At 60.2% G+C, this 26,032-nt stretch carries 26 protein-coding genes and 1 pseudogene; 22 read left to right on the forward strand and 5 right to left on the reverse strand.

Annotated elements, in window-relative coordinates; translation table 11 throughout:
• The 3 genes and pseudogenes from ACIROW_RS20425 to ACIROW_RS20435 all read right to left on the reverse strand — a co-directional run.
• Window positions 1-290 (reverse strand): annotated as a pseudogene (locus ACIROW_RS20425) (branched-chain amino acid ABC transporter permease); the annotation flags it as partial.
• A gap of 186 nt (window positions 291-476) precedes the next feature.
• Window positions 477-1,628: an ABC transporter substrate-binding protein gene (locus ACIROW_RS20430; RefSeq protein ID WP_402278343.1), complete on the reverse strand. Its 1,152-nt coding sequence runs from the start codon at window positions 1,626-1,628 to the stop codon at window positions 477-479.
• Window positions 1,629-1,807: 179 nt separating this feature from the next.
• The gene (locus tag ACIROW_RS20435) at window positions 1,808-3,916 is read right to left on the reverse strand and encodes a TonB-dependent siderophore receptor (RefSeq protein ID WP_402278345.1); all 2,109 of its coding nucleotides are present in this window, start codon (window positions 3,914-3,916) and stop codon (window positions 1,808-1,810) included.
• A 409-nt stretch (window positions 3,917-4,325) separates the two neighbouring features.
• Here ACIROW_RS20435 and ACIROW_RS20440 point away from each other — a divergent pair, with 409 nt between their 5' ends.
• From ACIROW_RS20440 to ACIROW_RS20490, 11 genes are all read left to right on the forward strand, one after another.
• Window positions 4,326-5,387: a LacI family DNA-binding transcriptional regulator gene (locus ACIROW_RS20440; protein ID WP_402278347.1), complete on the forward strand. Its 1,062-nt coding sequence runs from the start codon at window positions 4,326-4,328 to the stop codon at window positions 5,385-5,387.
• A 199-nt stretch (window positions 5,388-5,586) separates the two neighbouring features.
• Window positions 5,587-6,393, forward strand: a complete 807-nt coding sequence (locus ACIROW_RS20445; protein ID WP_265215383.1) for a transporter substrate-binding domain-containing protein — start codon at window positions 5,587-5,589, stop codon at window positions 6,391-6,393.
• Between the two features lie 121 nt (window positions 6,394-6,514).
• Complete coding sequence (locus tag ACIROW_RS20450; protein WP_402278348.1) at window positions 6,515-7,213, forward strand: amino acid ABC transporter permease; 699 nt, start codon at window positions 6,515-6,517, stop codon at window positions 7,211-7,213.
• Window positions 7,210-7,860, forward strand: a complete 651-nt coding sequence (locus ACIROW_RS20455; RefSeq protein WP_053199424.1) for an amino acid ABC transporter permease — start codon at window positions 7,210-7,212, stop codon at window positions 7,858-7,860. Before ACIROW_RS20450 ends, ACIROW_RS20455 begins: the two co-directional genes overlap by 4 nt.
• The gene (locus ACIROW_RS20460) at window positions 7,847-8,581 is read left to right on the forward strand and encodes an amino acid ABC transporter ATP-binding protein (RefSeq protein WP_016832037.1); all 735 of its coding nucleotides are present in this window, start codon (window positions 7,847-7,849) and stop codon (window positions 8,579-8,581) included. The genes ACIROW_RS20455 and ACIROW_RS20460 overlap by 14 nt, the downstream gene beginning before the upstream one ends.
• On the forward strand, window positions 8,578-9,324 hold the full coding sequence (locus ACIROW_RS20465) for a sugar phosphate isomerase/epimerase family protein (protein WP_402278350.1): 747 nt from the start codon (window positions 8,578-8,580) through the stop codon (window positions 9,322-9,324). Before ACIROW_RS20460 ends, ACIROW_RS20465 begins: the two co-directional genes overlap by 4 nt.
• Window positions 9,325-9,362: 38 nt before the next feature.
• Window positions 9,363-10,307: a sugar kinase gene (locus ACIROW_RS20470; RefSeq protein ID WP_402278352.1), complete on the forward strand. Its 945-nt coding sequence runs from the start codon at window positions 9,363-9,365 to the stop codon at window positions 10,305-10,307.
• An 18-nt stretch (window positions 10,308-10,325) separates the two neighbouring features.
• A complete protein-coding gene (locus ACIROW_RS20475; RefSeq protein WP_402278353.1) occupies window positions 10,326-11,285 on the forward strand; it encodes a 2-hydroxyacid dehydrogenase in 960 nt (319 codons plus the stop codon).
• Window positions 11,286-11,515: 230 nt separating this feature from the next.
• Window positions 11,516-12,271 (forward strand): electron transfer flavoprotein subunit beta/FixA family protein, encoded by a 756-nt coding sequence (locus ACIROW_RS20480; RefSeq protein ID WP_402278355.1) that lies wholly within the window; start codon window positions 11,516-11,518, stop codon window positions 12,269-12,271.
• 12 nt (window positions 12,272-12,283) lie between these two features.
• Entirely contained in the window at window positions 12,284-13,213 is a 930-nt protein-coding gene (locus ACIROW_RS20485) for an electron transfer flavoprotein subunit alpha/FixB family protein (protein WP_402278357.1), read from the forward strand.
• A 132-nt stretch (window positions 13,214-13,345) separates the two neighbouring features.
• Window positions 13,346-15,148 carry an acyl-CoA dehydrogenase gene (locus ACIROW_RS20490; RefSeq protein ID WP_402278359.1) on the forward strand — a complete coding sequence of 601 codons (1,803 nt, stop codon included), beginning with the start codon at window positions 13,346-13,348 and terminating at the stop codon, window positions 15,146-15,148.
• Window positions 15,149-15,203: 55 nt separating this feature from the next.
• Here ACIROW_RS20490 and ACIROW_RS20495 read toward each other — a convergent pair whose 3' ends face one another.
• The gene (locus ACIROW_RS20495; RefSeq protein ID WP_402278361.1) at window positions 15,204-15,620 is read right to left on the reverse strand and encodes an NINE protein; all 417 of its coding nucleotides are present in this window, start codon (window positions 15,618-15,620) and stop codon (window positions 15,204-15,206) included.
• A 293-nt stretch (window positions 15,621-15,913) separates the two neighbouring features.
• Here ACIROW_RS20495 and rpsP point away from each other — a divergent pair, with 293 nt between their 5' ends.
• The 11 genes from rpsP (at window position 15,914) to trpS (ending at window position 24,599) form a co-directional block, all read left to right on the forward strand.
• Complete coding sequence (rpsP, locus tag ACIROW_RS20500) at window positions 15,914-16,168, forward strand: 30S ribosomal protein S16 (RefSeq protein ID WP_040503873.1); 255 nt, start codon at window positions 15,914-15,916, stop codon at window positions 16,166-16,168.
• 49 nt (window positions 16,169-16,217) lie between these two features.
• Window positions 16,218-16,781 (forward strand): ribosome maturation factor RimM, encoded by a 564-nt coding sequence (gene rimM, locus ACIROW_RS20505; RefSeq protein WP_402278363.1) that lies wholly within the window; start codon window positions 16,218-16,220, stop codon window positions 16,779-16,781.
• 26 nt (window positions 16,782-16,807) lie between these two features.
• The gene (gene trmD, locus ACIROW_RS20510; RefSeq protein WP_402278365.1) at window positions 16,808-17,554 is read left to right on the forward strand and encodes a tRNA (guanosine(37)-N1)-methyltransferase TrmD; all 747 of its coding nucleotides are present in this window, start codon (window positions 16,808-16,810) and stop codon (window positions 17,552-17,554) included.
• 134 nt (window positions 17,555-17,688) lie between these two features.
• Complete coding sequence (gene rplS / locus ACIROW_RS20515) at window positions 17,689-18,072, forward strand: 50S ribosomal protein L19 (protein ID WP_402278367.1); 384 nt, start codon at window positions 17,689-17,691, stop codon at window positions 18,070-18,072.
• A gap of 81 nt (window positions 18,073-18,153) precedes the next feature.
• On the forward strand, window positions 18,154-18,819 hold the full coding sequence (locus ACIROW_RS20520; RefSeq protein WP_116435374.1) for a CoA pyrophosphatase: 666 nt from the start codon (window positions 18,154-18,156) through the stop codon (window positions 18,817-18,819).
• A 213-nt stretch (window positions 18,820-19,032) separates the two neighbouring features.
• Window positions 19,033-19,989: a CobD/CbiB family protein gene (locus ACIROW_RS20525; RefSeq protein WP_402278369.1), complete on the forward strand. Its 957-nt coding sequence runs from the start codon at window positions 19,033-19,035 to the stop codon at window positions 19,987-19,989.
• A 168-nt stretch (window positions 19,990-20,157) separates the two neighbouring features.
• A complete protein-coding gene (locus ACIROW_RS20530; RefSeq protein WP_016836400.1) occupies window positions 20,158-20,502 on the forward strand; it encodes a DUF3579 domain-containing protein in 345 nt (114 codons plus the stop codon).
• Between the two features lie 154 nt (window positions 20,503-20,656).
• On the forward strand, window positions 20,657-22,045 hold the full coding sequence (fumC, locus tag ACIROW_RS20535; protein ID WP_402278371.1) for a class II fumarate hydratase: 1,389 nt from the start codon (window positions 20,657-20,659) through the stop codon (window positions 22,043-22,045).
• Window positions 22,046-22,289: 244 nt separating this feature from the next.
• Entirely contained in the window at window positions 22,290-22,622 is a 333-nt protein-coding gene (locus tag ACIROW_RS20540; RefSeq protein WP_402278373.1) for a hypothetical protein, read from the forward strand.
• A gap of 64 nt (window positions 22,623-22,686) precedes the next feature.
• Entirely contained in the window at window positions 22,687-23,253 is a 567-nt protein-coding gene (locus tag ACIROW_RS20545; protein ID WP_116435379.1) for a glycine zipper family protein, read from the forward strand.
• A gap of 281 nt (window positions 23,254-23,534) precedes the next feature.
• Window positions 23,535-24,599: a tryptophan--tRNA ligase gene (trpS, locus tag ACIROW_RS20550; protein WP_402278375.1), complete on the forward strand. Its 1,065-nt coding sequence runs from the start codon at window positions 23,535-23,537 to the stop codon at window positions 24,597-24,599.
• Window positions 24,600-24,628: 29 nt separating this feature from the next.
• On the opposite strand, the gene ACIROW_RS20555 is transcribed toward trpS, so the two are convergent.
• A complete protein-coding gene (locus ACIROW_RS20555; RefSeq protein WP_402278770.1) occupies window positions 24,629-26,029 on the reverse strand; it encodes an ATP-binding protein in 1,401 nt (466 codons plus the stop codon).
• Window positions 26,030-26,032: the final 3 nt, after the last annotated feature.

Here is a 26,032-nt window from a genome sequence, read left to right on the forward strand (position 1 = left end):
TCGGACTTGATCTTGATGGCCGGACGCACGCCGATCCATTCGACGAAGACGCCTTGCAGCGCGCCGAAGACCAGCACGATGGGGATCATCAGCCAGTAGTTGAGATAGGGTCCGCCGTGAATGTTGCCGACCACGGACAGGCCGACCAGCGAACCAAGCATCAAGGCCTCGCCTTGGCCGAAGTTCAGTGTGCCGGAGGTGGCGAAGGTCAATTGATAACCGAAGGCGATCACCGCGTAGATCATGCCTAGCGCGATGCCGCTGAAAACCAGCTGTAACAGAATATCCATTATTTCTACCCAAGAAGCGGCTGCCAATGAATGGCGAGCGGTGTGTGGCGAAAACCTGGTTTGCATGGGGCGCATGGACAGCGCCCGAACGAGCGGACTCGGTGCAAAAAAGGCCGGTCCTTGGGAGCAAAGACCGGCTTTTCAGGTTCAGCAATGATGCACAAATGTCAGTGCATGGTGGGCGGACTATTTGCCGAGAATGACGCGACCGTTTTTCACTTCGCCCATGACGACGTTGTTCGGCTTGATCGCTTCGTGGTCACTGTGCGAGAACGGTTTGTCGTAGGTCGTCACGACGCCTTCGACCTTGGTGTTCAGGTTTTCCAGGGCAGCACGGACCTTCTCGCCGTCGGTGGCGCCGGCTTGCTTGATCGCTGCGGCCAACAGGTAAATCGAGTCGTAACCCTGGGCAGCTGACACTGCGGAAGGAATGCGGTCAACCTTGTAAGCCTTTTGGTAGGCTTCGATGAAGGCCTTGCGCTTGGGTGTATTGCCGTCCTGGATGAAGGTTTGCGGCATGCGTGCGCCGTTGCCGTTCTTGCCGGAGTTGTCGATGAAGTTACCCATCGACAGCGGCCAGCTGCCGATGATGGGCACGTGCCAGTTCAGCTTTTCCATGGCGTTGGCGATCTGCGCCAGTTCAGGACCGATGCCGTAAGTCAGCACGACTTGCGCGCCGCCTTGCTTGGACTTCAGCAACTGGGCCGTCATGTCGACGTCCTTCAGGTTGTATTTTTCGACGGCGACGGGCGTGATCTTCCGGGCGGCCAGGACCTTTTCCAGATCTTCACGGCCGAGCTGGCCGTAGTTGGTGGAGTCGGCCAGAATCGCGACCTTGGTGAACTTTTGCTTGTCGATCGCTTCTTCGGCAATCATCTTGGCCTGGATGCCGTCAGCCGCCGAAGTACGGAAGACGTAGTTGTCCTTTTCCTTCTCGAACTGCTTGGTGATGACGCTGCCGGTGGCGACGTTATTGATGACCGGAATCTTGGCTTCCTGATAGAAGCGCTGCGCGGCCAATGCGACACCGGTGTTGATGAAGCCGACTGTGGCGACGACCTTTTCCTTGTTGATCAGCTCCTGCGCGATTTGCACGCCACGCTCATTCTTGGCTTCGTCGTCGCGCTCGACCAATTGCAGCTGGCGACCCAGTACGCCGCCGGCAGCGTTGATGTCGGCCACGGCCAGCTTGACGCCGTCGCGCATGGACGCGCCCATCGGTGCGGAACCGCCAGTGAACGGGCCGGACACGCCGATCTTGATCGTGTCGGCAGCCTGGCTGGAAAGGGAGAGGCTCAGCAGTGCTGCTGCAACCAGTGCTTGGGTCTTGTAAGTCATTTGTCTTCCTCCTGTTGTAATTAGGCGCTTAGTATTTTCGAGTCAGTCATTTTCAACAAGCGTTAAACTACGTAGATCATCTGCGTAGTAATACGTAGATGGGAAAACCAACGTCTCTTCTGATTCGGACCCCCGGTACATGGCGCGGCTGCATTGCTTTTTTCGGCATGCAACCGCGATCAGTAGCGATATCCCAGTGTCAGCATCACGACGCGATCATCGCCAAGGGCGACCGCATTGGCCAGGCCGCCGGCGTAGTACTGCGTATTGAATATGTTCTTGACGTTCAAGGCGGTGCGCCAGCGCGCGGCATTGTAGGCGACGCCCACATCAGTCAGCACATAGCCCGGCAGGGAATAGCCATTGGTGCGCTGACGACTTTGCCCATGCACACCGCCATTGAGTTCCCATCCGGTCAGTTCGCCCTTGAAGCGATAGCGTGCGCTGGTGTTGAAATTGTGGCGCGGCACATTGTCCAGCCACTGGCCGACGGTGGTGACTTTTTGTCCGCCGTCGTCGCTGATCACGGCCGAGGTGTAGGAGTAACCGGCCATCAGGCTCACACCGTTGCGGAAGTCGCTGGTGATGCCGATTTCTCCGCCTTGCGAATGCTGTTCTCCCACGGCGATCTTGAAGGTGGTGTTGTTCGGATCGGTCTGCAGCACGTTGCGGCGGCGCAGGTCGAACAAGGCCACGTTCAGGTTGGTACGGCCTTCATCCAACTCGACCTTGACGCCGGCTTCCCATTGCTTGCCGGTCTCCGGTTTGAAGGTGTTGCCGCCGATGTCAGTGCCGGAGTTCGGGTAGAACGAGGTGGAATAGCTGACGTATGGACGCACGCCTCTCAGGACTTCATACATCAATGCCGCCGAGCCGGTAGTGGCGCTGGCGGGATTGTCCGTGTGTTTCTTTGTCACGATGTTGTCCGAATAGGTCGACGTATTGTCGCGGCGCAGGCCGGCCAACAGTTGCCAGCGATCGCCGAACTGGATCTGGTCACGCAGGTAGATGCCAAGATCGCGGACGGTGGTGGAGGTATTGGTGCCAGGCGTGGCGGGGCAGACCAGGCGCGCGCCGTAGACCGGGTTGTAGACGTTCAATGCGGTCACGGTACAAGCATAGGAGCGCACGTCTTCGCGCGTGTTCAGGTAGTCCGAGCCGAAGGTGATCTGATGCTTGCCGACAGCGGTGTTGAAGCTGCGCTGCAAGTTGGTGTCCATCGTGAAGGTCTGACCGTCGTAGGTCTGGTCGGTGCCGGTCCGGGTCAGCGAGGTGCCGGTGGCGGCGGTGTTGGCGACCAACTGGCCGCTCATCGTGAATTGCTGCCAGCGCAGGTTGTTGTTCAGCGTCCAGCCGTCGTCGAAGCGATGCGTCAGCGAATAGCCCAGGCGGGTTTCGGTGGCGTTGTACGGCCGTGCTGCGGGTTCGCCGGTGAAGCGGCTGAGCGGGATGCTGCCGTTGACGTTGCGGTTGATCGATCCCGACAGCGGCAGGCCTTGCTGGCGGATGTAGCCGCGTTCCTGGAAGCTGGTCAGGATGGTGAAGTCGGTGCGTGCGCCGAGATCCAGCGACAGCGATGGTGCGATGTAACGGTTCTTGAACCAGACGTAATCGGTGGCGTCGTTGGCGTTGGAGATCAGGCCGTTGATGCGAAAGGCTTGTTTGCCGTTTTCCGACAGCGACTTGTTCAGGTCGATTGTCGCCTGGCGGAAGTCGTGGCTGCCGACCGTGACGTCGGCATTGGCGAAATCGTAGCTTTGCGGGCGCTTGCTGACCATGTTGACCAGGCCGCCCGGCAGGACCAGGCCGTACAGCAGCGAACCCGGCCCCTTCAAGACTTCAATTTGCTCCAGACCGAACAACTGCTCGGCGACGCGATTGGACGCCGCCGTGCGCAGGCCGTCCAGGTAAAGCGAATCGGACGCCACCTGGCCGCGGATGATCAGGTCGTCCCAGCCGCGCCGCCCGTATTGGCCGGAGACCACGCCAGGTGCATTCTTGAGCGCATCCGCGAGCGTCACGGCCTGCTGGCTGTCGAGCACGGCGCGCGGCACTAGTGAAACGGATTGTGGCGTCTGCGACAGCGGTACGGAGGATTTGTTGACCTGTATTTTTGCCGCGTTGTAGCGGGTTTCTGCATCGCCGTCGGCGCTCACGTTCACGGCAGGCAGCTGGTTCGTATCTGCGGCGGTCGTCGGGGCGGAAGATTCTGTGGTTTGCGCCAGCAGGATTGACGGTGCAAGGGTAGCCAGGCCCAGGAGGGCGGCGCGGGTGCGTTTGAGGGACATGGATAGAGGGAGATAATTTTGTTAATGAGAACTATTTTCATTAATTGTATCGTCCCATGTCGCGATGCAGCAAACTAATTAGAAGAATATTTGTATTTTTGTCGCGATCGTTTGAAGGCTGCAGAATTGGTTATGCCAACAATACCGCACGTGAGTTGCCATGGCGGGGAGGCGATTATGACCTGCCACTCGCATTTTTCCTGAGAGAAATTCGACGCTTCGTTTCATCATTCTTCATCAAATTTTTCATGTGAAATAGTTTGCCAAACAAAATTCTCACTGTTATCTTGGAACCGGTTCCAAAGATTCATCATAAAAAAGAAACCTGGGAACCCGTAGCGCAAATCAATCGATGTATCGATAGATAACAATCAACGATTTGGCAGGTAGAGTGAGACAAAAATCCTATATGCAACACACGCGCAGCACCGGCGCGGGCAAGGTCACGATTGCCCAGGTCGCACGCGAAGCGGGTGTGTCGAAGACAAGTATTTCAAGGTATCTCGGCGGCGAGCTTGACGCCCTGTCGGAGCATCTGCGCGAACAGATTCGCAGCACGATCGCCCGGCTCGGCTATCAGCCAAGCCAGATGGCGCGCGGCCTCAAGGGCGGGCGCACCAAGCTGATCGGGATGCTGGTGGCGGACATCCTGAACCCGTATTCGGTGGCCGTGCTGCACGGCGCCGAAGCGGCTTGCCAGGAACATGGCTACACGCTGATGCTGTGCAATACCGGCAACGACGAGAAGCGCGAGAAGCAATCGCTGGCGGCCCTGCATTCCTATAGCGTGGAAGGCCTGCTGTTCAATACGCAAGGGCGCAATGTGACGCCGTTGAAGGAGTTGGGGCAAGCGGCGTTTCCGGTGGTGTTGCTGGACCGGCGTGTGGAAGGTTGCGATTTCGACCTGGTCGGGTTGGACAACGTGGGCGCGGCACGCATGGCGACCGAGCACCTGCTGGCCGGCGGTTATACCGATATCGGCCTGGTGGTGCAGCCGCTGCACGGCGTCAGTTCGCGTCAGGGGCGGCAGGCAGGCTTTCTCCAGGCGATGTCGACGCGGCCGGATTGTCACGGCGAGACGCTGGAAGTGCATATCGACCAGCCGGGGCACGTGGCGACGACGCTGGATGATTTCCTGAAGCGCCGGCGCAGCCGCAATAGCGGCGGCAGGCTGGCGATTCTGGCGGGCAACGGCATGGTGTCGCTGCAGATCGCGCTGGCGCTGCAAAGCATGAAGCTGCGCTTCCCGCAAGACATCGGCCTGCTGTGTTTCGATGAATTGTCCTGGTCTCCGCTGGTTGGCAGCGGCATCAGCACCATCGAGCAGCCGACCTACGACATCGGCTTTGCCGCGATCGAGCGCCTGCTGGCGCGCATCAATGGCGAGGGCGCACCACGCCGCGAGATTTTGCTGGACGGCCGGCTGATTCCGCGCGGATCCAGCACGCAAGCGAAGAACATGGTTTTGTAACGATTCTGGAACCGATACCAGAGAAAACAAATGCACGGGTGATGCATCGCTGCTCAGAAAAAAGCAACAAAAAAAGCAACAAAAAGAGGCGGTAAAGAAAGACGTAGACAGTCGTACTACAGCGGGCGCAAGCCTATAACGAGGACGTTCATCCGGCTCCCTTATCCAGGGCAGGGGATGACGAAAAGGAGACTACACCATGAGCATCAAGAATCTGTTGAGCACCAAATTCATCGCGCTGACCCTGGCCGCTACCTGCGCAGTCGGCGCAGCCGCCAGCGCCAGCGCACAAACCGTGGCCGACCTGATCAAGAAGGGCAAGGTCACCATTGGCGTCGTCAGCGGCACACCACCGTTCGGTAGTGTTGACGCCAAGGGCGAGCCAATCGGTTACGACGTTGACGTCGCCAACCTGATCGGTAAATACCTTGGCCTGCCGGTGGAAATCGTTCCGCTGGTGCCGCCTGCACGTATTCCAGCGCTCGAATCCGGCAAGGTCGACTTCCTGGCTGCAACACTGGCGCCGACGCCTGAACGCGCCAAGTCGGTGATGTTCACGATTCCTTACAGCGGTTTCGAGTTGTCCATCGTCGGTCCGGTCGCTTCCAAGTTCAAGAACCTGAACGACCTGGTCAAGAAGAAGGTCGGCGTTTCGCGCGGTAGCACCAACGACACTGCACTGACTCGTCTGGCGCCTGCAGGCACCGTGCTGGTCCGTTTTGAAGATGACTCCACCGTGACCCAGGCTCTGTTGAGCGGCCAGGTTGATGCAATCTCGATCCCGAACACCATGGCGACCGAAATCGTGAAGACCCGTGGCGCCGGCAAGATCGACATCAAGTTCCCATACTCGGTGCAACCGAACTCGATGACCGTGCGTAAAGGCGCGTTCGATCTGCAGCAATGGCTCAACAACTTCATCTACTACGTCAAGCTGAACGGCGAATTGGATGCGATCTCGCGCAAGTGGTCGGGTTCGCCACTGCCAAATCTCCCCGTTTTCTGATTTAGCACTGCGCAACGTATTGCAATCAACCGGTACGGATTCCTCGCGGATTCGTACCGGAAAACTTGCGCGGCGGGTGTCGGCATTTGCGCCCGCCAAGTAAATCGGCAAGGAGTAGACGATGTCTTATGATTTTCAGTTTGCGTTCATCTTTCAGCACATGGACCAGCTGCTATGGGGAGCCTTGCTCACCATCCGGCTCAGTGCGCTGTCGATGATCTGCGGTTTGGCGGTAGGTATCTTCGGGGCGATCGTGAGCATTCACGGTTCGGCACCGGCCCGCTTTGCGGTCACGTCCTATGTGGAGCTGATCCGCAGCACGCCTTTCCTGGTGCAGTTGTTCATTATCTTTTTCGGCTTGCCCGCTGCAGGCGTGCAGGTCGATGCCAATGTCGCCGCACTGGTGGCGATGACGGTCAATCTCGGCGCGTATTCGACCGAGATCGTGCGCGCCGGCATGATGGCGGTCCATCCGTCGCAAGTCGAAGCGGCGCAGGCGCTGGCGATGACGCGCTGGCAGGTGATCCGCCACGTGGTGCTGACGCCCGCGCTGGAGAAGGTCTATCCGGCGCTGGCCAGCCAGTTCACGCTGATGATGCTGGCCTCCAGCGTGGTGTCGGCGATCTCCGCCGAAGAGCTGACCGCGAGCGCCAACCTGCTTGATGCGGAAACCTTCCGCAGCTTCGAAATTTACCTGATCGTGATGGGCCTCTACATTCTGCTGGCGCTGCTGTTCCGCCTCAGTTTCTGGCTCATCGGTCTGGTTGTGTTCAAACGCCGCCGCCGTCTTGGCGTAGCGCGGCCAAGGGGGAACCGATGATTGCCGAATTTTCCTGGGACCAGTTCATCTTCCTGTGGGAAGCCGCGCGCTGGACCGTGCTGTTGTCGGTGCTGGCGTTCATCGCCGGTGGCGCTGCCGGGTTCGTGGTGGCGCTGATGCGTACTTCGCATCTGCAGATCCTGCGTACCTTGTCGGCGGTGTATATCCAGATCATCCAGGGCACGCCGGTGCTGATCATCCTGTTCCTGTCGTTCTACGGACTGGCGATCTACGGTTTCAAGCTGCCGCCGATGGTGGCAGCGACGATCGCCATGACGATTTACACCAGTGCCTACCTCGGTGAAATCTGGCGCGGCTGCATCGAAGCCGTGCCGGTGCCGCAGTGGGAAGCATCCACTGCGTTGGCGATGACACGCTGGCAGCAGCTGCGCTACGTGATCCTGCCGCAGGCGGTGCGCATTTCGCTGCCGCCGACGGTCGGCTTCCTGGTGCAGATCGTCAAGAACACCTCGATTGCTTCCATCATCGGCCTGGTCGAGTTGACGCAGGCGGGCAAGCTCGTCAGCAATGCGACGTTCCAGCCCTTCCTCGTTTTCCCGATTGTCGCCGCGATCTATTTCATCTTCTGCTATCCGCTGTCGCGTTTCAGTTTTGCCCTAGAAAGGAAATTCCATGCCCATCGTTGAGATCGAGAACATCACCAAGAGCTTTGGCAGCAACCAGGTCTTGAATGGGATATCGTTGTCCGTCGAGCGCGGACAGGTGATTGCGGTCATCGGCCGCAGCGGTTCGGGTAAAAGCACCATGCTGCGTTGCATCAATGGCCTGGAGACGATTGATGGTGGTAGCATCAATGTCGCCGGTCACAAGCTCACCGCCAAGCATGAGCACCTGATCGAGCTGCGCAAGGATGTCGGGATGGTGTTCCAGCACTACAACCTGTTCCCGCATCTGACCGTGGAGGAGAACGTCATGCTGTCGCCGCGCATCGTCAAGAAAGTGGCGACCGAAAAAGCGCGCGAAACCGCGATCAAGGTCTTGAAGCAGGTCGGCCTGGATCACAAGCGCGACGCTTATCCGGAACAATTGTCGGGCGGCCAGCAACAGCGCGTGGCGATTGCCCGCTCGCTGGCGATGGAACCGCAGGTCATGCTGTTTGATGAAGTGACCTCGGCGCTGGACCCGGAGCTGACGCAGGAAGTGCTGAAAGTCATGGAAGAACTCGCAAGGGGAGGGATGACTATGTTGCTCGTCACGCACGAAATGGAATTCGCCCGGCGGGTCGCCGATCTCACCGTGTTCATGCATCAGGGCAAGGTGTGGGAAGCGCGTCCGTCGAAGGAATTCTTCTCAGATCCGCAAACGCCGGAAGCGCGCCAGTTCGTCGGCGCCGGCAACATCAAATGAAAACCCCGGTACTGGTTGCGGCCTCCGCCTACGGCGCAGATTTCGTGCGCCAGGTCGGGCATGCGCACCTGATTCCGATCGTGGCCGCGGCTGGTGCGGCGGGCTTGGAAATCCGCCGCGAGCTGTTCGTCGAGTTGCCTGATTTCGATGAGCTGCACGCGCTGCTGGTGAAGCACAAGTTGTTTTCGGTCTATTCGGCGCCGATCGAGTTGTTCCGCAAGGACGGTTCGCTGGCGCGCGATGAGCTCGATCAGGTCATGGACGAGGCGCAACAGCTGCAGTCACGATTCCTGAAGGTGTCGCTGGGCCATTTTTCGCCGGCCAGCAACATGCTGGACTGGTCGCGTTTTGTCGCGCAGGCGCCGGTGCCTTTACTGCTCGAAAACGACCAGACCGAACACGGTGGCAAACTGGAATCGATCGCCAATTTTCTGGCGGTTTGTTCCGGCACCGGCGTCCCGGTCGGCATGACCTTCGACATGGGCAACTGGCGCTGGAGCGGCGTCGACGCCGAAGTGGCGGCCCGCACGCTGGCGGCGCACGTGCAATACGTGCACTGCAAGGGCGTGTGGAACGACAAGGGTAAACTCAAGGCGATCCCGCTCGACGAAGACGACGCCGTCTGGCGCCGCCTGTTTTCCCATTTCCCGCGCGGCGTGCAGCGCGCGATCGAATTCCCGATCATCGGCAAGGACCTGGAAGCGGCGACCCGCGATTACGTGGCGATGCTGGCTTCGGCCTAGGCGCATCACCCGCCGTACACCATCAGAGAGAACGAGTAATGCAAACACAACTGGACGTCGTCACGTACGGCGAAGCACTGGCGTTGTTTGTCGCGGACGAGGTCGGCGATTTTGCGGATGTTGAAAGATACACGCGTCGCCTCGCCGGAGCCGAAACCAACGTCGCCATCGGCCTGGCGCGCCTGGGCCTGAAAGTCGGCTGGGTCAGCCGCGTCGGCAACGATTCCTTCGGCCGTTTCATCTGCAAGCGCGTCGCCCAGGAAGGCGTCGACGTCAGCCACGTGGCGACCGACAAGGAATTCCGCACGGCGATCCAGCTCAAGGCCAAGGCCGTCGACGGCGCCGATCCGGCGATCGAGTATTACCGCAAGGGTTCGGCCGCCAGCCATCTGTCGCAGGTCGATTTCGACGAGGCCTATTTCGGCGGCGCGCGTCACTTGCACGCGACCGGCATCGCCGCCGCCTTGTCGCCGAGCACGATGGCGTTCGCGCATCACGCGCTGGACTTCATGCGTGCGCGCGGCAAGACGATTTCCTTCGATCCGAATTTGCGGCCGATGCTATGGCCGTCGCAGGAAGTGATGGCGCAGCAGCTCAACGCGCTGGCGTTCAAGGCCGACTGGGTATTGCCCGGCCTGAGCGAAGGCAAGATATTGACCGGCCACAGCGAGCCGCGTGACATTGCCGCCTTCTATCTTGAGCGCGGCGTCAAGCAGGTCATCATCAAACTAGGTGCGGACGGCGCCTACTTCCGCAACGCCGACGATGAAGGCATCGTGGCCGGTGTCGCGGTCAGGGAAGTGGTCGACACGGTCGGTGCCGGCGACGGTTTCGCGGTCGGCGTGATCAGCGGTTTGCTGGAAGGATTGTCGATGACGGAGGCCGTCATGCGAGGCAACCGTATCGGCGCGTTCGCCATTCAGGTGGTGGGCGACATGGAAGGCCTGCCGACCCGCGCTCAACTTGACGCTGCTTCCACCTGAAGCCATCCGGGAGCATCGATGAAACAACATGTAGTCGTATACAAGAAGTTGCCGGACGATTTGCTGCAACGTCTGCGCGATGAATTCGAGGTCACGTATTTCGAGGCGATTAACGCCGGCAACCGTGCGCAGTTCCTGGCGGCGCTGGCGACGGCGCAGGGCATGATCGGCGCCAGCCTGCCGATCGGCAATGACATGCTGGAGGCGGCTCCCCTGCTGAAGATTGCCTCGACGGTGTCGGTCGGCGTCGACAACTTCGACCTTGATTATTTCCGCAAGCGCGACCTGATGCTGGCGCATACGCCGGGCGTGCTGAACGAGGCCACGGCGGATGCGATCTTTTCGCTGATCCTCGCCAGCGCGCGCCGCGTGGTGGAGCTGGCGGAATTCGTCAAGGCCGGAAAATGGAAGGGCAGCATCGGCGAATCGCTGTTCGGCGTCAACGTGCACGGCAAGACGCTCGGGATGCTCGGCATGGGCCGTATCGGCAGCGCGGTGGCGCGGCGTGCGCATCACGGTTTCGGCATGAAGATCGTGTATCACAACACGCGCCCCAATCCCGAGGCGGAAGCGTTGCTGGCGGCGACGTATGTCACACGCGACGAACTGTTTCAGCAGGCGGACTTCGTTTGTCCTATGCTGCCGCTGACGGCGCAGACCGAACGCACCATCGGTGCGCGCGAATTCGGGCTGATGAAGCGAAGCGCCATTTTTATCAACGCCTCGCGCGGACGCATCGTCGATGAAGCGGCGCTGATCGAGGCGCTGCAACGCAAGACCATTTACGGCGCCGGACTCGACGTCTTCGAGCAGGAACCGTTGCCGGCCGATTCTCCGTTGCTGCAATTGCCCAATGTCGTAGCCTTGCCGCATATCGGCTCGGCCACGCATGAAACGCGGCGCGCCATGGCTGAACTGGCCGTCGATAATCTGATTGCCGGTTTGCGCGGCGGCCGACCGGCACATCTGGCCGTATAAATTTCTCCTGCGGAATCCGGGCGTGGTGACGTCCGGAAATTCTGCTCAAAATCCTTTCCAAAAAGCCGGTCCGGGGACTTTCGCTGCGGCGATTTAGTGTGTATGCTTCACACATTAAAAAGAACGATCGTGCTAAATTCAAACGATGTCCGGCTTTTGCCGCGCTTTTGCTTTTATAATCACCGTTCAGTTAACGTTTACGTCAATTCGATTTTTCCAAGGACCAGGCGATGAAAGTATTAGTCCCCGTCAAGCGGGTAGTAGATTACAACGTCAAAGTACGCGTCAAATCCGACGGTAGCGGTGTGGACATCGCCAACGTCAAGATGTCGATGAACCCCTTCGACGAGATCGCGGTGGAAGAAGCCACGCGTCTGAAGGAAGCCGGTAAGGTCACCGAAGTCATCGCCGTTTCCTGCGGCGTGACCCAATGCCAGGAAACCCTGCGCACCGCCATGGCGATCGGCGCCGACCGCGGCATCCTGGTGGAAACGCCGGCCGACCTCGACCTGCAACCGCTGGCCGTGGCCAAGCTGCTGAAGGCACTGGCCGACAAGGAACAACCGCAACTGATCATCCTCGGCAAGCAAGCCATCGACGACGACAGCAACCAGACCGGCCAGATGCTGGCGGCGCTGCTGGGTTGGCCGCAAGCCACCTTCGCCTCCAAGGTCGTGGTCGAAGACGGCAAGGTCTCGGTCACGCGTGAAGTCGACGGCGGCCTCGAAACCCTGTCGCTGACCTTGCCGGCCATCGTGACCACCGACTTGCGCCTGAACGAGCCGCGCTACGTCACGCTGCCGAACATCATGAAGGCCAAGAAGAAGACCCTGGACATCGTCAAGCCGGAAGACCTGGGCGTGGACGTCGCTCCGCGCGTCAAGACGCTCAAGGTCGCCGAACCGGCCAAGCGCACCGCAGGCGTGAAGGTGCCTGACGTCGCGACCCTGGTTGCCAAGCTCAGAAACGAAGCCAAAGTCATTTAAGGAAGAGACAACATGACCGCACTCGTCATTGCAGAACACGACAATGCCAGCCTCAAGGGCAGCACACTGAACACCATCACCGCAGCAGCACAAGCCGGCGGCGACGTCCACGTTCTCGTGGCAGGCCACAACGCCAAAGCCGCCGCCGATGCCGCCGCGCAGATCGCCGGCGTCTCCAAAGTCCTGCTGGCCGATGCGCCGCAATTCGCCGACGGCCTCGCAGAGAATATCGCCGAGCAAACGCTGGCCATCGCCAAGGACTACACCCACATCCTGGCTCCCGCCACCGCCTACGGCAAGAACATCCTGCCGCGCGTGGCCGCCAAGCTGGACGTGGCACAGATTTCGGAGATCACCAAGGTCGACAGCGCCGATACCTTCGAGCGTCCGATCTACGCCGGTAACGCCATCGCTACCGTGCAATCGACCGATGCCATCAAGGTCATCACCGTGCGCACTACCGGTTTCGATGCCGCAGCCTCAGGCGGCAGCGCAGCGGTTGAGTCGCTGGCGGCCGTGGCCGACTCCGGCAAATCCAGCTTCGTCTCGCGTGAAGTGGCGAAGTCGGATCGTCCGGAGCTGACGGCTGCCAAGATCATCGTTTCCGGTGGCCGCGGCATGGGCTCGTCGGAAAGCTTCAAGATCCTCGAGCCGCTGGCCGACAAGCTCAACGCCGCCATGGGCGCTTCGCGCGCCGCGGTCGATGCGGGCTACGTGCCGAACGACTGGCAAGTGGGCCAGACCGGGAAGATCGTGGCGCCGCAGCTGTACATCGCCGTCGGTATTTCCGGGGCGATCCAGCATCTGGCCGGCATGAAGGATTCCAAGGTGATCGTGGCGATCAACAAGGATGAAGAAGCACCGATCTTCTCGGTGGCGGACTACGGCATCGTCGGCGACTTGTTCGAGGTCGTGCCTGAGTTGGTCAAGCAACTGGGATAATCAGCAATACCAAATCGGCCCTCTCGCATGACAGGGCCGATTTTTCAGCAGCACAGGTAATACAGCAAGCAGTAAAAACGAATGCGTAAGCAGCGCAACAAGAGATTGCGTACACAGGATCAGGAGTCGGAGATGAGCTACGTCGCACCATTGAAGGATATGCTGTTCGTCATGAACGAACTGGCTGGATTGTCGGAAGTCAATGCGTTACCAAACTGCGAAGACGCGACGCCGGAAACCGTGGAAGCCATTCTGGAAGAAAACGCCAGGTTCTGCGGCGAAGTCGTGGCGCCGCTCAATCATTCCGCCGACAAGGATCCGAGTTCATGGAGCGACGGCAAGGTCACGACCAGCAAGGGCTTCAAGGAAGCCTTCAAGCAGTTCGGCGAAGCCGGCTGGCAGGGCGTGCAGCATCCTGTTGAATTCGGCGGCCAGGGCTTGCCGAAGCTGGTGGCGACGCCCTGTATCGAAATGCTGAATTCCGCGAATCTCTCATTCGCGCTGTGCCCACTGCTGACCGACGGCACCATCGAAGCACTGATGACGGCCGGCACCGAAGAGCAAAAGAATACTTATCTGACCAATTTCATCTCCGGCAAATGGACCGGCACGATGAATCTGACCGAGCCGCAAGCCGGCTCCGACCTGGCGCTGGTGCGCACACGGGCGGTGCCTCAGGGCGACGGTACGTTCAAGTTGTCGGGCACCAAGATTTTCATCACGTACGGCGACCATGACATGGCCGAGAACATCGTCCATCTGGTGCTGGCGCGTACGCCGAATGCGCCGGAAGGCGTGAAAGGTATTTCACTGTTCATCGTGCCGAAGTTCCTGGTCAAACCGGACGGTTCGCTGGGCGAGCGCAACGACGTGCATTGCGTCTCCATCGAACACAAGCTGGGCATCAAGGCCAGCCCGACTGCGGTGCTGCAATTCGGCGACCACGGCGGCGCCGTCGGCATGCTGGTCGGGGAAGAAAATCGCGGCCTCGAATACATGTTCATCATGATGAACGCCGCGCGCTTCGCTGTCGGCATCCAAGGCATCAGCGTGGCGGAACGCGCCTATCAAAAAGCCGTGGCCTACGCCAAGGACCGCGTGCAGTCGCGCGACCTGGCGGGTTCGGCAGGCGCCGTCACCATCATCCACCAGCCGGACGTGCGCCGCATGCTGATGTCGATGCGTTCCCAGGTGGAGGCGGCACGCGCGCTGGCGTATGTCGCCGCTGCGGCGTCGGATGCCGGCCATCATCATGCTGACGAGGCTACGCGCAAGACCAACCAGGCCGTCTACGAATATCTTGTGCCGATCGTCAAGGGCTGGTCGACCGAATTGTCCATCGACGTCACGTCGACCGGCGTGCAGGTACATGGTGGCATGGGCTTCATCGAAGAAACCGGCGCTGCACAGTATTACCGCGATGCCCGCATCCTGGCGATTTACGAAGGCACCACCGCGATCCAGGCCAATGACCTGGTCGGTCGCAAGACCTCGCGTGACGGCGGTGCAGTCGCCAAAGGCATCATCGGCCAGATCCGCAAGACCGAAGCGGCGCTCACCGCCGCCGGCGCGGGCGAGTACGATGCCGACCTGCAGGCGATCCACAAACGTCTGGTTGAAGGTGCACAGGCGTTGGAGGATGTCGTCAACTACGTGGTTGCCAACATCAAGACGGACATCAAGGGGGTGTTTTCAGGCAGCGTGCCGTACCTGAAGCTGGCCGGCATCGTGCTGGGCGGCTGGCAAATGGCGCGCGCCGCGCTGGTCGCGGTCGACAAGCTGAATGCCGGTGACGGCGATGCGCAGTTCTACAAAGCCAAGATCGCAACTGCCCGTTTTTATGCGGACCACGTGCTGACCCAGGCCTCGTCGTTGCGCGCGTCGGTGGTGGAGGGTAGCGCCGGTGTGCTGGCGCTGACCGAAGACCAATTCTGATTTGGCAGCGCTCGCCGGGTCGACCGGCGAGCGCTGCAGGTTTTCCAGTTAAGCGTCAGCCGTAAGCGCCGCCGGTGAAGAGCAGGTCGAAACTGCGCGCCATCAGGGCGATCACCGACATGGCGCCGATGCCCAGCGTCAATACCAGAATCAGCGCCAGCACCCAGTGCGATTCGGATTTCTTGCCGGATGCCGGATTGCGGGTTGCATCCCATTTTTCATCCGGCGTCAGCCCGATGACGAGGGCTTCGAGGAAGCCGCACAATATCGACAGCGCAAACAGCATGCCCATGAACAGCGGCTGCGAGTTGCTGAACGTCCAGATCAGCAGCGCCGACACCGGCAGGGTGGCCAGATGCAGCCAGCCGATCAGGTCTTTGCGGCCGACCATATAAAAGCGGTGGAGGCCGATGCCGCCAAAAACGGCCGCCAGGAAAGTCGTGAATGTCTTGTTCTTGTGCTGAATTGTCATGAAGCTAATTTCTCAATGGCAAAAAAAGGCGCGGGATCGGGCGGACTGCACGACGGGGAGCGTTGTAGTGTTGTAAAAAAACTGCGCCTAGTATAGCCGCAGGAGAGGACGTCCCGAAGAGCGTTTCGGAGCGTGCCGCCCTGAAAAGGGCAAAATCCGGGGGGAAGGACGGAGGGGGCGCGTGCGGCGCATCGCGCGGGCCAGGTCGCTTTCCCGTATTCATCTTGCTGCGTGACCGGTATTTCGGCTATAATCACCAGCTTTTCCGTGTTCGAACACTTTTTGGAACCATTATGGTCGTTATTCGTTTAGCTCGTGGAGGCGCCAAGAAGCGCCCATTCTTCAACATCGTTGCAACTGATTCGCGCAATCGCCGCGACGGTCGCTTCATCGAGCGTCTGGGTTTTTACAACCCGGTTGCTTCCGGTAAGGAAGAATCCTTCCGTATCGCTCAAGACCGTCTGGCTCACTGGGAAGGCGTCGGCGCACAGCTGTCCCCAACCGTTGCCCGTCTGGTCAGCGAAGCAGGCAAGAAGGCCGCTGCTTAATTGCAGTTGCATTCAGCTCTGATTTCGCAAGCGTATTGGTAAGGCAGGTTTGTCGCGCACATCACAATCAGGCGTTGCAGTTCCCTCGGATCTGTTGACGGTAGGTTACATCTCAGGTGCTTATGGTATTCAGGGATGGGTGCGGGTCAAACCTTATTCAGCGGATGCAGATGCTCTGCTGGGCGCAAAAACCTGGTGGCTGGACAAGCCAGAGTTGCGTGATGTCGAGATGATGCAAGCCAAGTCCCACAGCGGTGATGTGGTGGCAAGGTTAATGGGAGTGGCTGGTCGTGATGCCGCCGAGGCGCTCAAGGGCGCAGTGGTGCAGATTGCGCGCAGCCACTTTCCTGCTTTATCCGACGGAGAATTTTACTGGGTCGATCTGATCGGCCTGGCAGTTGAAAACCTGCAGGGCGAGTCCCTGGGCGTGGTCAGCGATCTGATGGACAACGGGGCTCACCCGATCCTGCGGGTCGCAGTTCCCACGATCCAAGCCGAAGCTGCCGACAGCAAGGCTGCTGCAGAAATCCTGATTCCGTATGTTGACCAGTTCGTCAAGACCGTCAGTCTGGCGGACAAGAAAATCGTGGTCGACTGGGGACTGGATTATTGATCCCGTAGTATTGAAAAGGGTGCCGGATGCAATTTGACGTCGTCACGCTTTTTCCCGAAATGTTTGCAGCATTGACGCAGTCCGGTGTAACCCGGCGTGCGTTCGAGCAAAAGAAGTGGGGCTTGTCGCTGTGGAATCCCCGTGATTTCACCACCGACAATCATCGCACGGTGGACGACCGGCCTTACGGCGGCGGACCGGGCATGGTGATGCTGGCCAAACCGTTGCAGCAGACGCTACAGGCGGCGAAGCAGCGGCAACTCGATTTGAATCTGGCGGCGCCGCGTGTGGTGTATTTGTCCCCGCAAGGCAAGCCGTTGACGCATCAGCGCGTCATGCAGTTCGCTGAAGACACAGGTGTGGTGCTGCTGTGCGGTCGCTACGAAGCGATCGACCAGCGTTTGCTGGACAGCCATGTCGATGAAGAAATCAGCCTTGGCGATTTCGTGCTGTCGGGCGGTGAATTGCCGGCGATGGCGCTGATGGATGCCGTGATCCGGCAATTGCCGGGCGTGCTCAACGACGGCAGCTCGGCGGTTGAAGACAGTTTCGTCAACGGCCTGCTGGATTGTCCGCACTACACGCGGCCTGAAGAATACGAAGGTGTTGCGGTGCCGCCGGTATTGATGGGCGGCCACCATGCAGAGATTGTGAAGTGGCGACGCGAGCGGGCGCTTGAAGCGACCGCGAAGAAGCGTCCCGACCTGATCGCGAAAGCACGCCAGGACGGTTTGCTGAGCAAGGCCGATGAGAAGTTTTTAAGCAGTTTGTAGCAAATGTAGCAAAAGTGCGGGCAAGGCCGGAAGACAACTGAAGGCGGCGTCCGTTGATTAACCCCATCCTCTACCGGGCAGGTCGACTCAGTCGACGAAGTCAGCGCCGGCAAGATGGCATTCGGAGTATTAAAATGGATCTGATCCAGCAATTAGAGCAAGAAGAGATCGCGCGTCTCGCAAAGAACATCCCTGAGTTCGCTCCAGGCGATACAGTCATCGTCAGCGTCAACGTGGTCGAAGGTACGCGCAAGCGCGCCCAGGCTTACGAAGGCGTCGTGATCGCGCGTCGCAACCGTGGTTTGAACTCCAACTTCATCGTCCGCAAGATTTCGTCGGGCGAAGGCGTTGAGCGTACATTCCAGTTGTACTCGCCGCTGATCGCGTCGATCGAAGTCAAGCGTCGCGGCGATGTCCGTCGCGCCAAGCTGTACTATCTGCGTGAGCGTTCCGGCAAGTCGGCACGTATCAAAGAGAAGTTGCCTAACCGCCGTGGCACTGCCAAGGCTGAAGCGTAATCTTCGCAAAGTCTTTGATATTTGTTTGAAAAAAGGGCGTCTTCGGACGCCCTTTTTGTATTCCATCCTTAAGGTGCAGCCTTGGCAATTTTTGATCCTCTCGATCTTCCGATAGAGTCCGTCGCCGGCGAGGCGAGGCTGGATGCCGAGCGCATGCAGGAGGAATGGCTGCGCCGCCGCTTTACCGAAGAGCGCCCCTGGACGCCCGAGATCAACGTCGAGCAGCAAATCCGCCAGGTTGCCGGAACGCCGCGCCCGGCTGCCGTGCTGATGCCCATCGTGCTGCGCGAGCAGGGGCCGACACTGCTGTTCACCCAGCGCACCGCCGATCTCAAGGACCATGCCGGGCAGATCAGCTTCCCCGGCGGCCGCACCGAGCTGAGCGACGTCTCGCCGGTCGACACGGCCCTGCGCGAAACGGAAGAAGAAATCGGTCTGGCGCGCCGCCATGTCGAGGTGATCGGCTCGCTCCCCGAGTATTTCACCGGCACCGGCTATCGCGTTACGCCGGTGGCCGGCCTGATCCGCCCGCCCTTCGACGTGGTGCCCGATCCGCGCGAAGTGGCCGAGATCTTTGAAGTGCCGCTGGCGTTCCTCATGGACGGCATGAACCATCAGCGCCGCACCATCGAGTTGCCCAACGACCTTGGTCGGCGCACCTTCTACACCATGCCGTACGAGCGCTTCTTCATCTGGGGCGCGACCGCAGGCATGCTGCGCAACCTGTTCCATTTCTTGCGCAGCTGAGGGCAGAGCAGGGCAGGGACCTGAAGGGTGCCGCTCATAGGGAAAATATCTCCCGCGGACAACATAAAACGTCAGGAATACTTGCTGCCGTTGTATCATTTACCTGTTTCCGCGAAGGTCGTGCGCTCTGTGCGAACTCATATTCGCTTGGCAAAAGTACTTCCATAAGTACACAAATAAGTACACAAATAAGACTCACCAAAAGGCGGCTTGATGACATTTCTTTCCATACTCTTTGCGCTCCTGATCGAACAACTGAAGCCGCTGCGGGCGGACAATCCGATTTACGCCTGGATCAAATCCTTCGCGGCCCGGATTGAAAACTGGTTCAACGCCGGTCACGCGCATCATGGACGTCTGGGATGGTTTGTCATGGTCGGCGCGCTGACGGTGCCGGCCGGCCTGGTCTACTGGGTGTGCCTGCGCATCAGCCCGCTGGCGGCGCTGGCGTGGAACGTGCTGATCGTCTACATGACCCTGGGCTTCCGTCACTACAGCCACTACTTCACTTCGATCCAGCTGGCGCTGAACACCGGCGATGATGTCGCCGCGCGCGCCTTGCTGGCAGAGTGGACCAAGGAAGACACCTCGGACCTTGATGTCAGCGAAATTTCGCGCATCGCCGCCGAAAAAGCCCTGGTTACCACGCATCGTCACGTATTCGGCGTGTTTTTCTGGTTCCTGATGCCGGTTGGCCCAGCCTTGGCTGTGATGTATCGCGTGTCGGAGTATCTGGCGCGCGCCTGGAATGAGCCGGATCACATGAAGCAGGAAGTCTTTGGCCGCTTTGCCGAACGTGCGTTCTACTGGATAGACTGGATTCCTGCACGTTTCACGGCGGCGGCGTTTGCCGTGGTCGGCAATTTCGAAGACGCGATCTACGCCTGGCGCAATTTCGCCGATCGCTGGAAGGATGAGGCCGTCGGCATCATCCTGTCGGCCGGCGGCGGCGCCATGGGCGTGCGTTTCGGCACCCCGGCCGAGTCCGCCTCGGGCGTGCTGCCGATCGATGCCGCGACGGTCGATTCGACGCTGGAAGCAGCTGACGGCTTCCCCGGCGATCCGCCTTCGCCGCGCACGCTGCAAAGCACGGTCGGCCTGGTCTGGCGCGCCATGTTGTTATGGATGTTCCTGCTGCTGCTGTTGTCGGTCGCCGTCTGGCTGGGGTAAAGGGATGCAGGGTTGCCCGCAAGACAAGCTTTTGCGGGTGGCCCCGGTTGTCCAGATAGTGGTGTATCTCAAGTCTTCTATAAGATATAATACTTGGGTTTCGTCGGCTTCCATCCCAACAGGAAGGAAGCCATTTATGTGGCAAACGCCAGAGAACGAATTGCACGCATGGCAGATCCCATCAATACCACCAACGAGCCGGCACAAGAATTCATCATCATGGGTCTGACCCAGGATGGGAAGCAGTTCCGGCCCAGCGACTGGGCCGAACGTCTGTGCGGCGTCATGTCCTGTTTCCGCCCCGAAGGTTCGGGCGGCCGCAATGCTCACCTGCAATATTCCCCCTACGTATTACCGACCATGATCAACGGTGTTCGCTCGGTCGTCGTCAACGAAGCGCTGCGCGCGCTTGAGCCGCTGGCGTATCATTTCGTCCTGAATTTCGCCAAAGACAACAACCTGCAGGTGATCGACGCCTGTCTGCTGCCGGACCCAGCGTCCCGCAAGCCTTAGGACGTATTGCATCAGCGTCCGCCGGCAGCAGCGAGGCGGTGGTTGATGCAATACGTTCCAGTTGTCTCCTATCGCTCAAGCCGGCAGCGTGCGCCAGAGCCGTACGAGATGTAGCGGTTCCACGGAACCATATTTCCTGCGGAGAAGAAATATCATGAAACATCGCATTGAACGTGACACCTTCGGCCCGATCGAGGTGCCTGACGATCGTTTGTGGGGCGCGCAAACGCAGCGCTCGCTGCACCATTTCCATATTTCCACCGAGCGCATGCCCGCCGAACTGATCGTTGCGCTGGCAGCGGTCAAGCGTGCCTGCGCAAGCGTCAATCGCGACCTCGGCAAGCTCGACGCCAAGAAGGCGGAAGGCATCCTCGCCGCCGCCGATGAAGTGATCGCCGGCAAGCACCCGCTCGAATTCCCGCTGTCGGTCTGGCAGACCGGTTCCGGCACACAAAGCAACATGAACATGAACGAAGTGCTGGCCAATCGCGCTTCGGAACTGCTGGGCGGCGTGCGCGGTGAAGAGCGCAAGATCCATCCCAACGACGACGTCAACCAGAGCCAGTCGTCCAACGACATCTTCCCGACCGCCATGCACGTGGCGGCCGCGCTGGCCATCGCCACCCACCTGGTGCCCAAGCTGCACAAGCTGCGCGCGACCCTGGAACGCAAGTCGGAAGAATTCAAGGACATCGTCAAGATCGGCCGCACCCACTTGCAGGACGCCACGCCACTGACGCTGGGCCAGGAGTTCTCGGGCTATATCGCGCAACTCACGCATGCCGAAATGGCGATCATTTCGACGCTCAACGCCGTCAGCGAACTGGCGGCCGGCGGCACTGCGGTCGGCACCGGCCTCAACGCGCATCCGGAATTCGGTGCGCGCGTCGCCGCCGAGCTGGAGAAGCACTACGGCTTCCCGTTCAAGACCGCGCCCAACAAGTTTGCCGCACTGGCCAGCCATGACGCCCTGGTGTCGGCGCACGGCGCCCTCAAGACACTGGCGGCGGCGCTCATGAAGATCGCCAACGATGTGCGCTGGCTGGCTTCCGGCCCGCGTTCCGGCCTCGGCGAAATCACCATCCCGGAAAACGAGCCGGGCAGCTCGATCATGCCGGGCAAGGTCAATCCGACCCAATGCGAAGCCCTGACCATGCTGTGCGCGCAAGTGTTCGGCAACGACGTCGCAATCAACATCGGCGGCGCATCCGGCAATTTCGAACTGAACGTGTTCAAACCGGTGATCGTGCATAACTTCCTGCAAAGCGTACGTTTGCTGGCCGACGGCATGGACAGTTTCGACGACCACTGCGCGCAGGGCATCGAAGCCAACCGCGACCGCATTGCCGACCTGATGGAGCGTTCGCTGATGCTGGTGACCGCGCTGGCGCCGCATATCGGTTACGACAAGGCCGCCAAGATCGCCAAGCAGGCGCATCACGACGGCACCACCTTGAAGCAGGCGGCGCTGGCCCTTGGCTATGTCACCGAAGAGCAATTTTCCCAGTGGATCAAGCCGGAAGAAATGACCGGGCCGAAGTAATTTTTGCAGGCCTTGACAGCCGCTTTTCAGTCACATTTCCGCTTTGCCTACACGCCGCTTCCCCATAGCGGCGTGTCTGTTTCCGATCTCCGGAAACCCGCATGTATCCGGCTTTGTAGCGCCATGTACAGGTTTCTTAAATAGGGTTACGAATTGAAACAAAGCCGTTGAAACCTTGCCATTTTGCGTATATTGAATGAAGCGGGATGGCGCGTGCCGTCTCCACGAAATACGCGAGGCGAAGATGAGAAAAGCAGCTTTGTTGGGATTGCTTGCGCTGGGTTGCATGGCGGCAAGCGGGGCGAGTTCCGCGCACACCCGTTTCGGTGTGTACATCGGCGGTCCGCTGTGGATACCGCCACCGGCCTACTATCCGGCCCCGGTCTATTATCCGCCGCCGGTCTATGTCCAACCTGCAGCTCCGCCGGTGTACATCGAGCAGGGGCCCGCACAGAGCAATTACTGGTACTACTGCCAGGAAGCCAAAGGTTATTACCCGTACGTCCAGAGTTGCCCGAGCAACTGGATGAAGGTGGTGCCGAACGGTCCAAATGGCGGACAACCGCCGCCGCAATAAAGCTAACGCACGGCCGCCAACAAACCTCAGACCAGTTGCAGATAGCCTTCTCAAGGATTACATCGTGAAACCACTCCATAAAACAGCCGGTACGCTCGGCGCGTTGACAGCCCTGCTGGTGCTGGGCGGCTGCGTCAGCGTGCCGACCGGCCCATCGGTCATGGCCATGCCGGGCAACGGCAAATCGTATGAGCAATTCCGCAGTGAACAGCAACAGTGCCAGCAATATGCCCAGGACGCCATCGGCGGACAGGCGCAGTCGACGCAGAACAATGCCACCAACAGCGCTGTCGCGGGCACCGCGATCGGTGCGGTGGCCGGCGCTTTGATCGGCGCAGCTTCGGGCAATGCCGGCGCAGGTGCTGCGATCGGCGCCGGCGGCGGTCTGCTGGTCGGCAGTGCGGCAGGCAGCAACGCGTCGGCAGGCGGTAACTATTCGATGCAGCAGCGCTACGACATGACCTACAGCCAGTGCATGTACAGCAAGGGCAACCAGATACAGACGCAGCAACAGGCCACCACGGTCTACAGCTACCATCCGCGCCGCTACTATTACGCACCGCCGCCTCCGCCGCCCGGTTATTACGGCCCGCCGCCGGGATACTACGGCCCGCCACCGGGCGCGTATTAATACTTCCAAACCGCATCGCAAAAACGATGCGGTTTTTTTACGGAAGTCGGGCGGGGCAGGGCTTTTGCACTGCATCATCAGCAAGGCTTGATGCTATACTTGGCAGATGCAATACAGAATCCAACCCTCTCTACAACTCCGGCATTGGTGGCGCACCTGATTCGGGTGGCCCGCTTTTGCACAGCTTTGTAGTACAGCTTTTGTCAATGTGATGCCGCCGGTCCGGGCGGCATTGTTTTATGCGGCGAGACTGGCAGCGTTCCGAAATTACCGGAGTGACCATGTCCTTGAATGTTTCGCCAGCGTCTGCACCATCTGCAGCTTCCACCGTTTCCGACCAGCCGTCCGCGCGTCCCATTGTTTTGACCGGCGACCGTCCGACCGGTCCGTTGCATCTCGGCCATTACATCGGCTCGCTGGTGTCGCGCGTGCAGTTGCAGAACGAAGCCAGCCAGTTCCTGCTGCTGGCCGACACCCAGGCCATGACCGACAACGTCGGCCGTCATCAGAAAGTCACCGACAACGTGCTGGAAGTCGCGCTCGACTACCTGGCCGTCGGCATCGATCCGGAAAAATCCACCATCTTCATCCAGTCGCAAGTGACCGAGCTCTACGAGCTGTCGATGCATCTGCTGAACCTGGTCAGCGTGTCACGCCTGGAGCGCAATCCAACCATCAAGGAAGAGATCCGCCTGCGCGGTTTCGAGCGCGACATCCCGGCTGGCTTCCTGACGTATCCGGTCAGCCAGGCCGCCGATATCAGCGCCTTCAAGGCCACACTGGTGCCGGTCGGCAACGACCAGCTGCCGATGATCGAGCAGACCAATGAACTGGTGCGCCGCTTCAACAACGTGGTCGGCAAGGACGTGCTGGTGGAGTGCAAGGAAGTGCTGTCAGAAACCGGCCGCCTGCCCGGCATCGACGGTAAGGCCAAAATGAGCAAGTCGCTGGGTAACTCGATCGCATTGGGTGCTTCGCCGGCCGAGATCAAGCAGGCCGTGCAGCGCATGTACACCGATCCGAATCATTTGCGCGTCGACGATCCGGGCCAGGTCGAGGGCAACGTGGTGTTTGCCTTCCTTGATGCCTTCGAGCCGGATCGTGTGGCGCTGGAAGAGCTCAAGCAGCACTACCGCCGTGGCGGTCTCGGCGACAGCGTGCTCAAGCGTCGCCTGGAAGGCCATCTGCAGGAATTGCTGGAGCCGATTCGCACCCGCCGTGAACAATGGCAGCAGGATCGCGGCGAAGTGATGGCTATCCTGCGTCGTGGCACCGAACGTGCGCGCGCAGCAGCCGCGCAGACGGTGTCGGAAGTGCGCGGCGCGCTCGGCCTGAACTACTTTTAACGCCTAGTAAAAACGGTCCGGACGGGCGCTCAACGCGCCCGTTTTGCCTGCTTCAGCGGCAGCGATAGCAAGACTTCCAATCCACCCTTGGCATGGTTGCGCAGATCCAGCAAGGCGCCGTGATTCTCCGCGATATTGCGCGCAATCGTCAGTCCCAGGCCGGTGCCGCCGGTGTCGCGCGAGCGCGATGTTTCAAGCCGGTAGAACGGTTCGAACACGGTTTCCAACTGGCCTTCAGGAATGCCGGGGCCGTGATCGCGGATGCGGATCAGCACCCGGTTCGGCAGCAGGTCGTCGAGCGCGATTGATACCTCGGCGCGTTGGCCGTACTTGAAGGCGTTGTCGAGCAGATTGGTCAGGCAGCGACGCAGCGCATTCGGCTGGGCCACCACGAAAGCGCGCGTGCGGCCCTGCAGTTCCACCTGCTGGCCGGCGTCTGATGCGTCGGCGCACACGCTGTCGAGCAGGGAATCGATGTCCAGGCGCTGCATCGCTTCAGTCGAATCCATGCTGCGCGCCAGATCCAGTCCTTCCCGCACCATGCCTTGCATCACGGCAAGGTCATCCACCAGCTTTTGCTGCAATTCCTTGTCTTCCACTTTTTCCAGCCGCAGGCGCAGGCGCGTCAGCGGCGTTTGCAGATCATGCGTGATCGCCGCCAGCATGTGCGTGCGGTGCTGGATCTGGCGCCGGATGCGCATCTGCATGGCGTTGAAGGCCTTGGCAGCCTGGCGAATTTCGGTCGGGCCTTTTTCGACCAGAGGCGGATGGTCGATATCGCGTCCCAGTTCCGTCGCCGCACTGGCCAGATGCTTGATCGGACGCACGGCCATGCGCGCCACCACATACGCCAGCATTGCAATCAACACCAGGAACAGAAGAATGTACGGACCGCCGGAAGGACCCATGCCGCCGCGACCGCGCAGCGAAGGCGGGTCGCCCGGCATGTGCAGACGCAGGCGCAGCAGCGCCTTGTCGCGCAGGCTGACATAGATGACACGGCAGGTTTCCATGCGCGGCCGCTCGGCACGGGCAGGATCGTCCGGAGGCGCATTGCGCGGCCGGCGCGGGGCGCAGTCAGTCTCGCGCTGGACCACGATCTGGCGGTCCTCGCCCAGTCGCGATTTCAGGATGTCGGCCATCGGGCTGCTGCTCGGGCGCAGCGTGTCGCCGACCTCATTGACGAAGGCGGCCTCGAAGCCGAAGTTGTCAGCCGCGTGCAAGACCACGTCGCGCGCCTGCGGCGTGAGAGGATCGAGCGCCTGCACCACCTGCTCGACGCGTTCGGCGACGTGCTGGTAGCGCAGTTCGCGCATGGTGTTGCGACGCTCGTTGGAAGCCAGCCAGGTAGTTGTCACCGTCGCCACCAGGATGCCCGCCAGCAGGATCAGGAAGACGCGATTGCCGATCGAGCCGATGAACTCGCGCAAAGG

This window comes from Herbaspirillum sp. NPDC101397 (assembly GCF_044767325.1).
Taxonomy (GTDB): domain Bacteria; phylum Pseudomonadota; class Gammaproteobacteria; order Burkholderiales; family Burkholderiaceae_D; genus Herbaspirillum.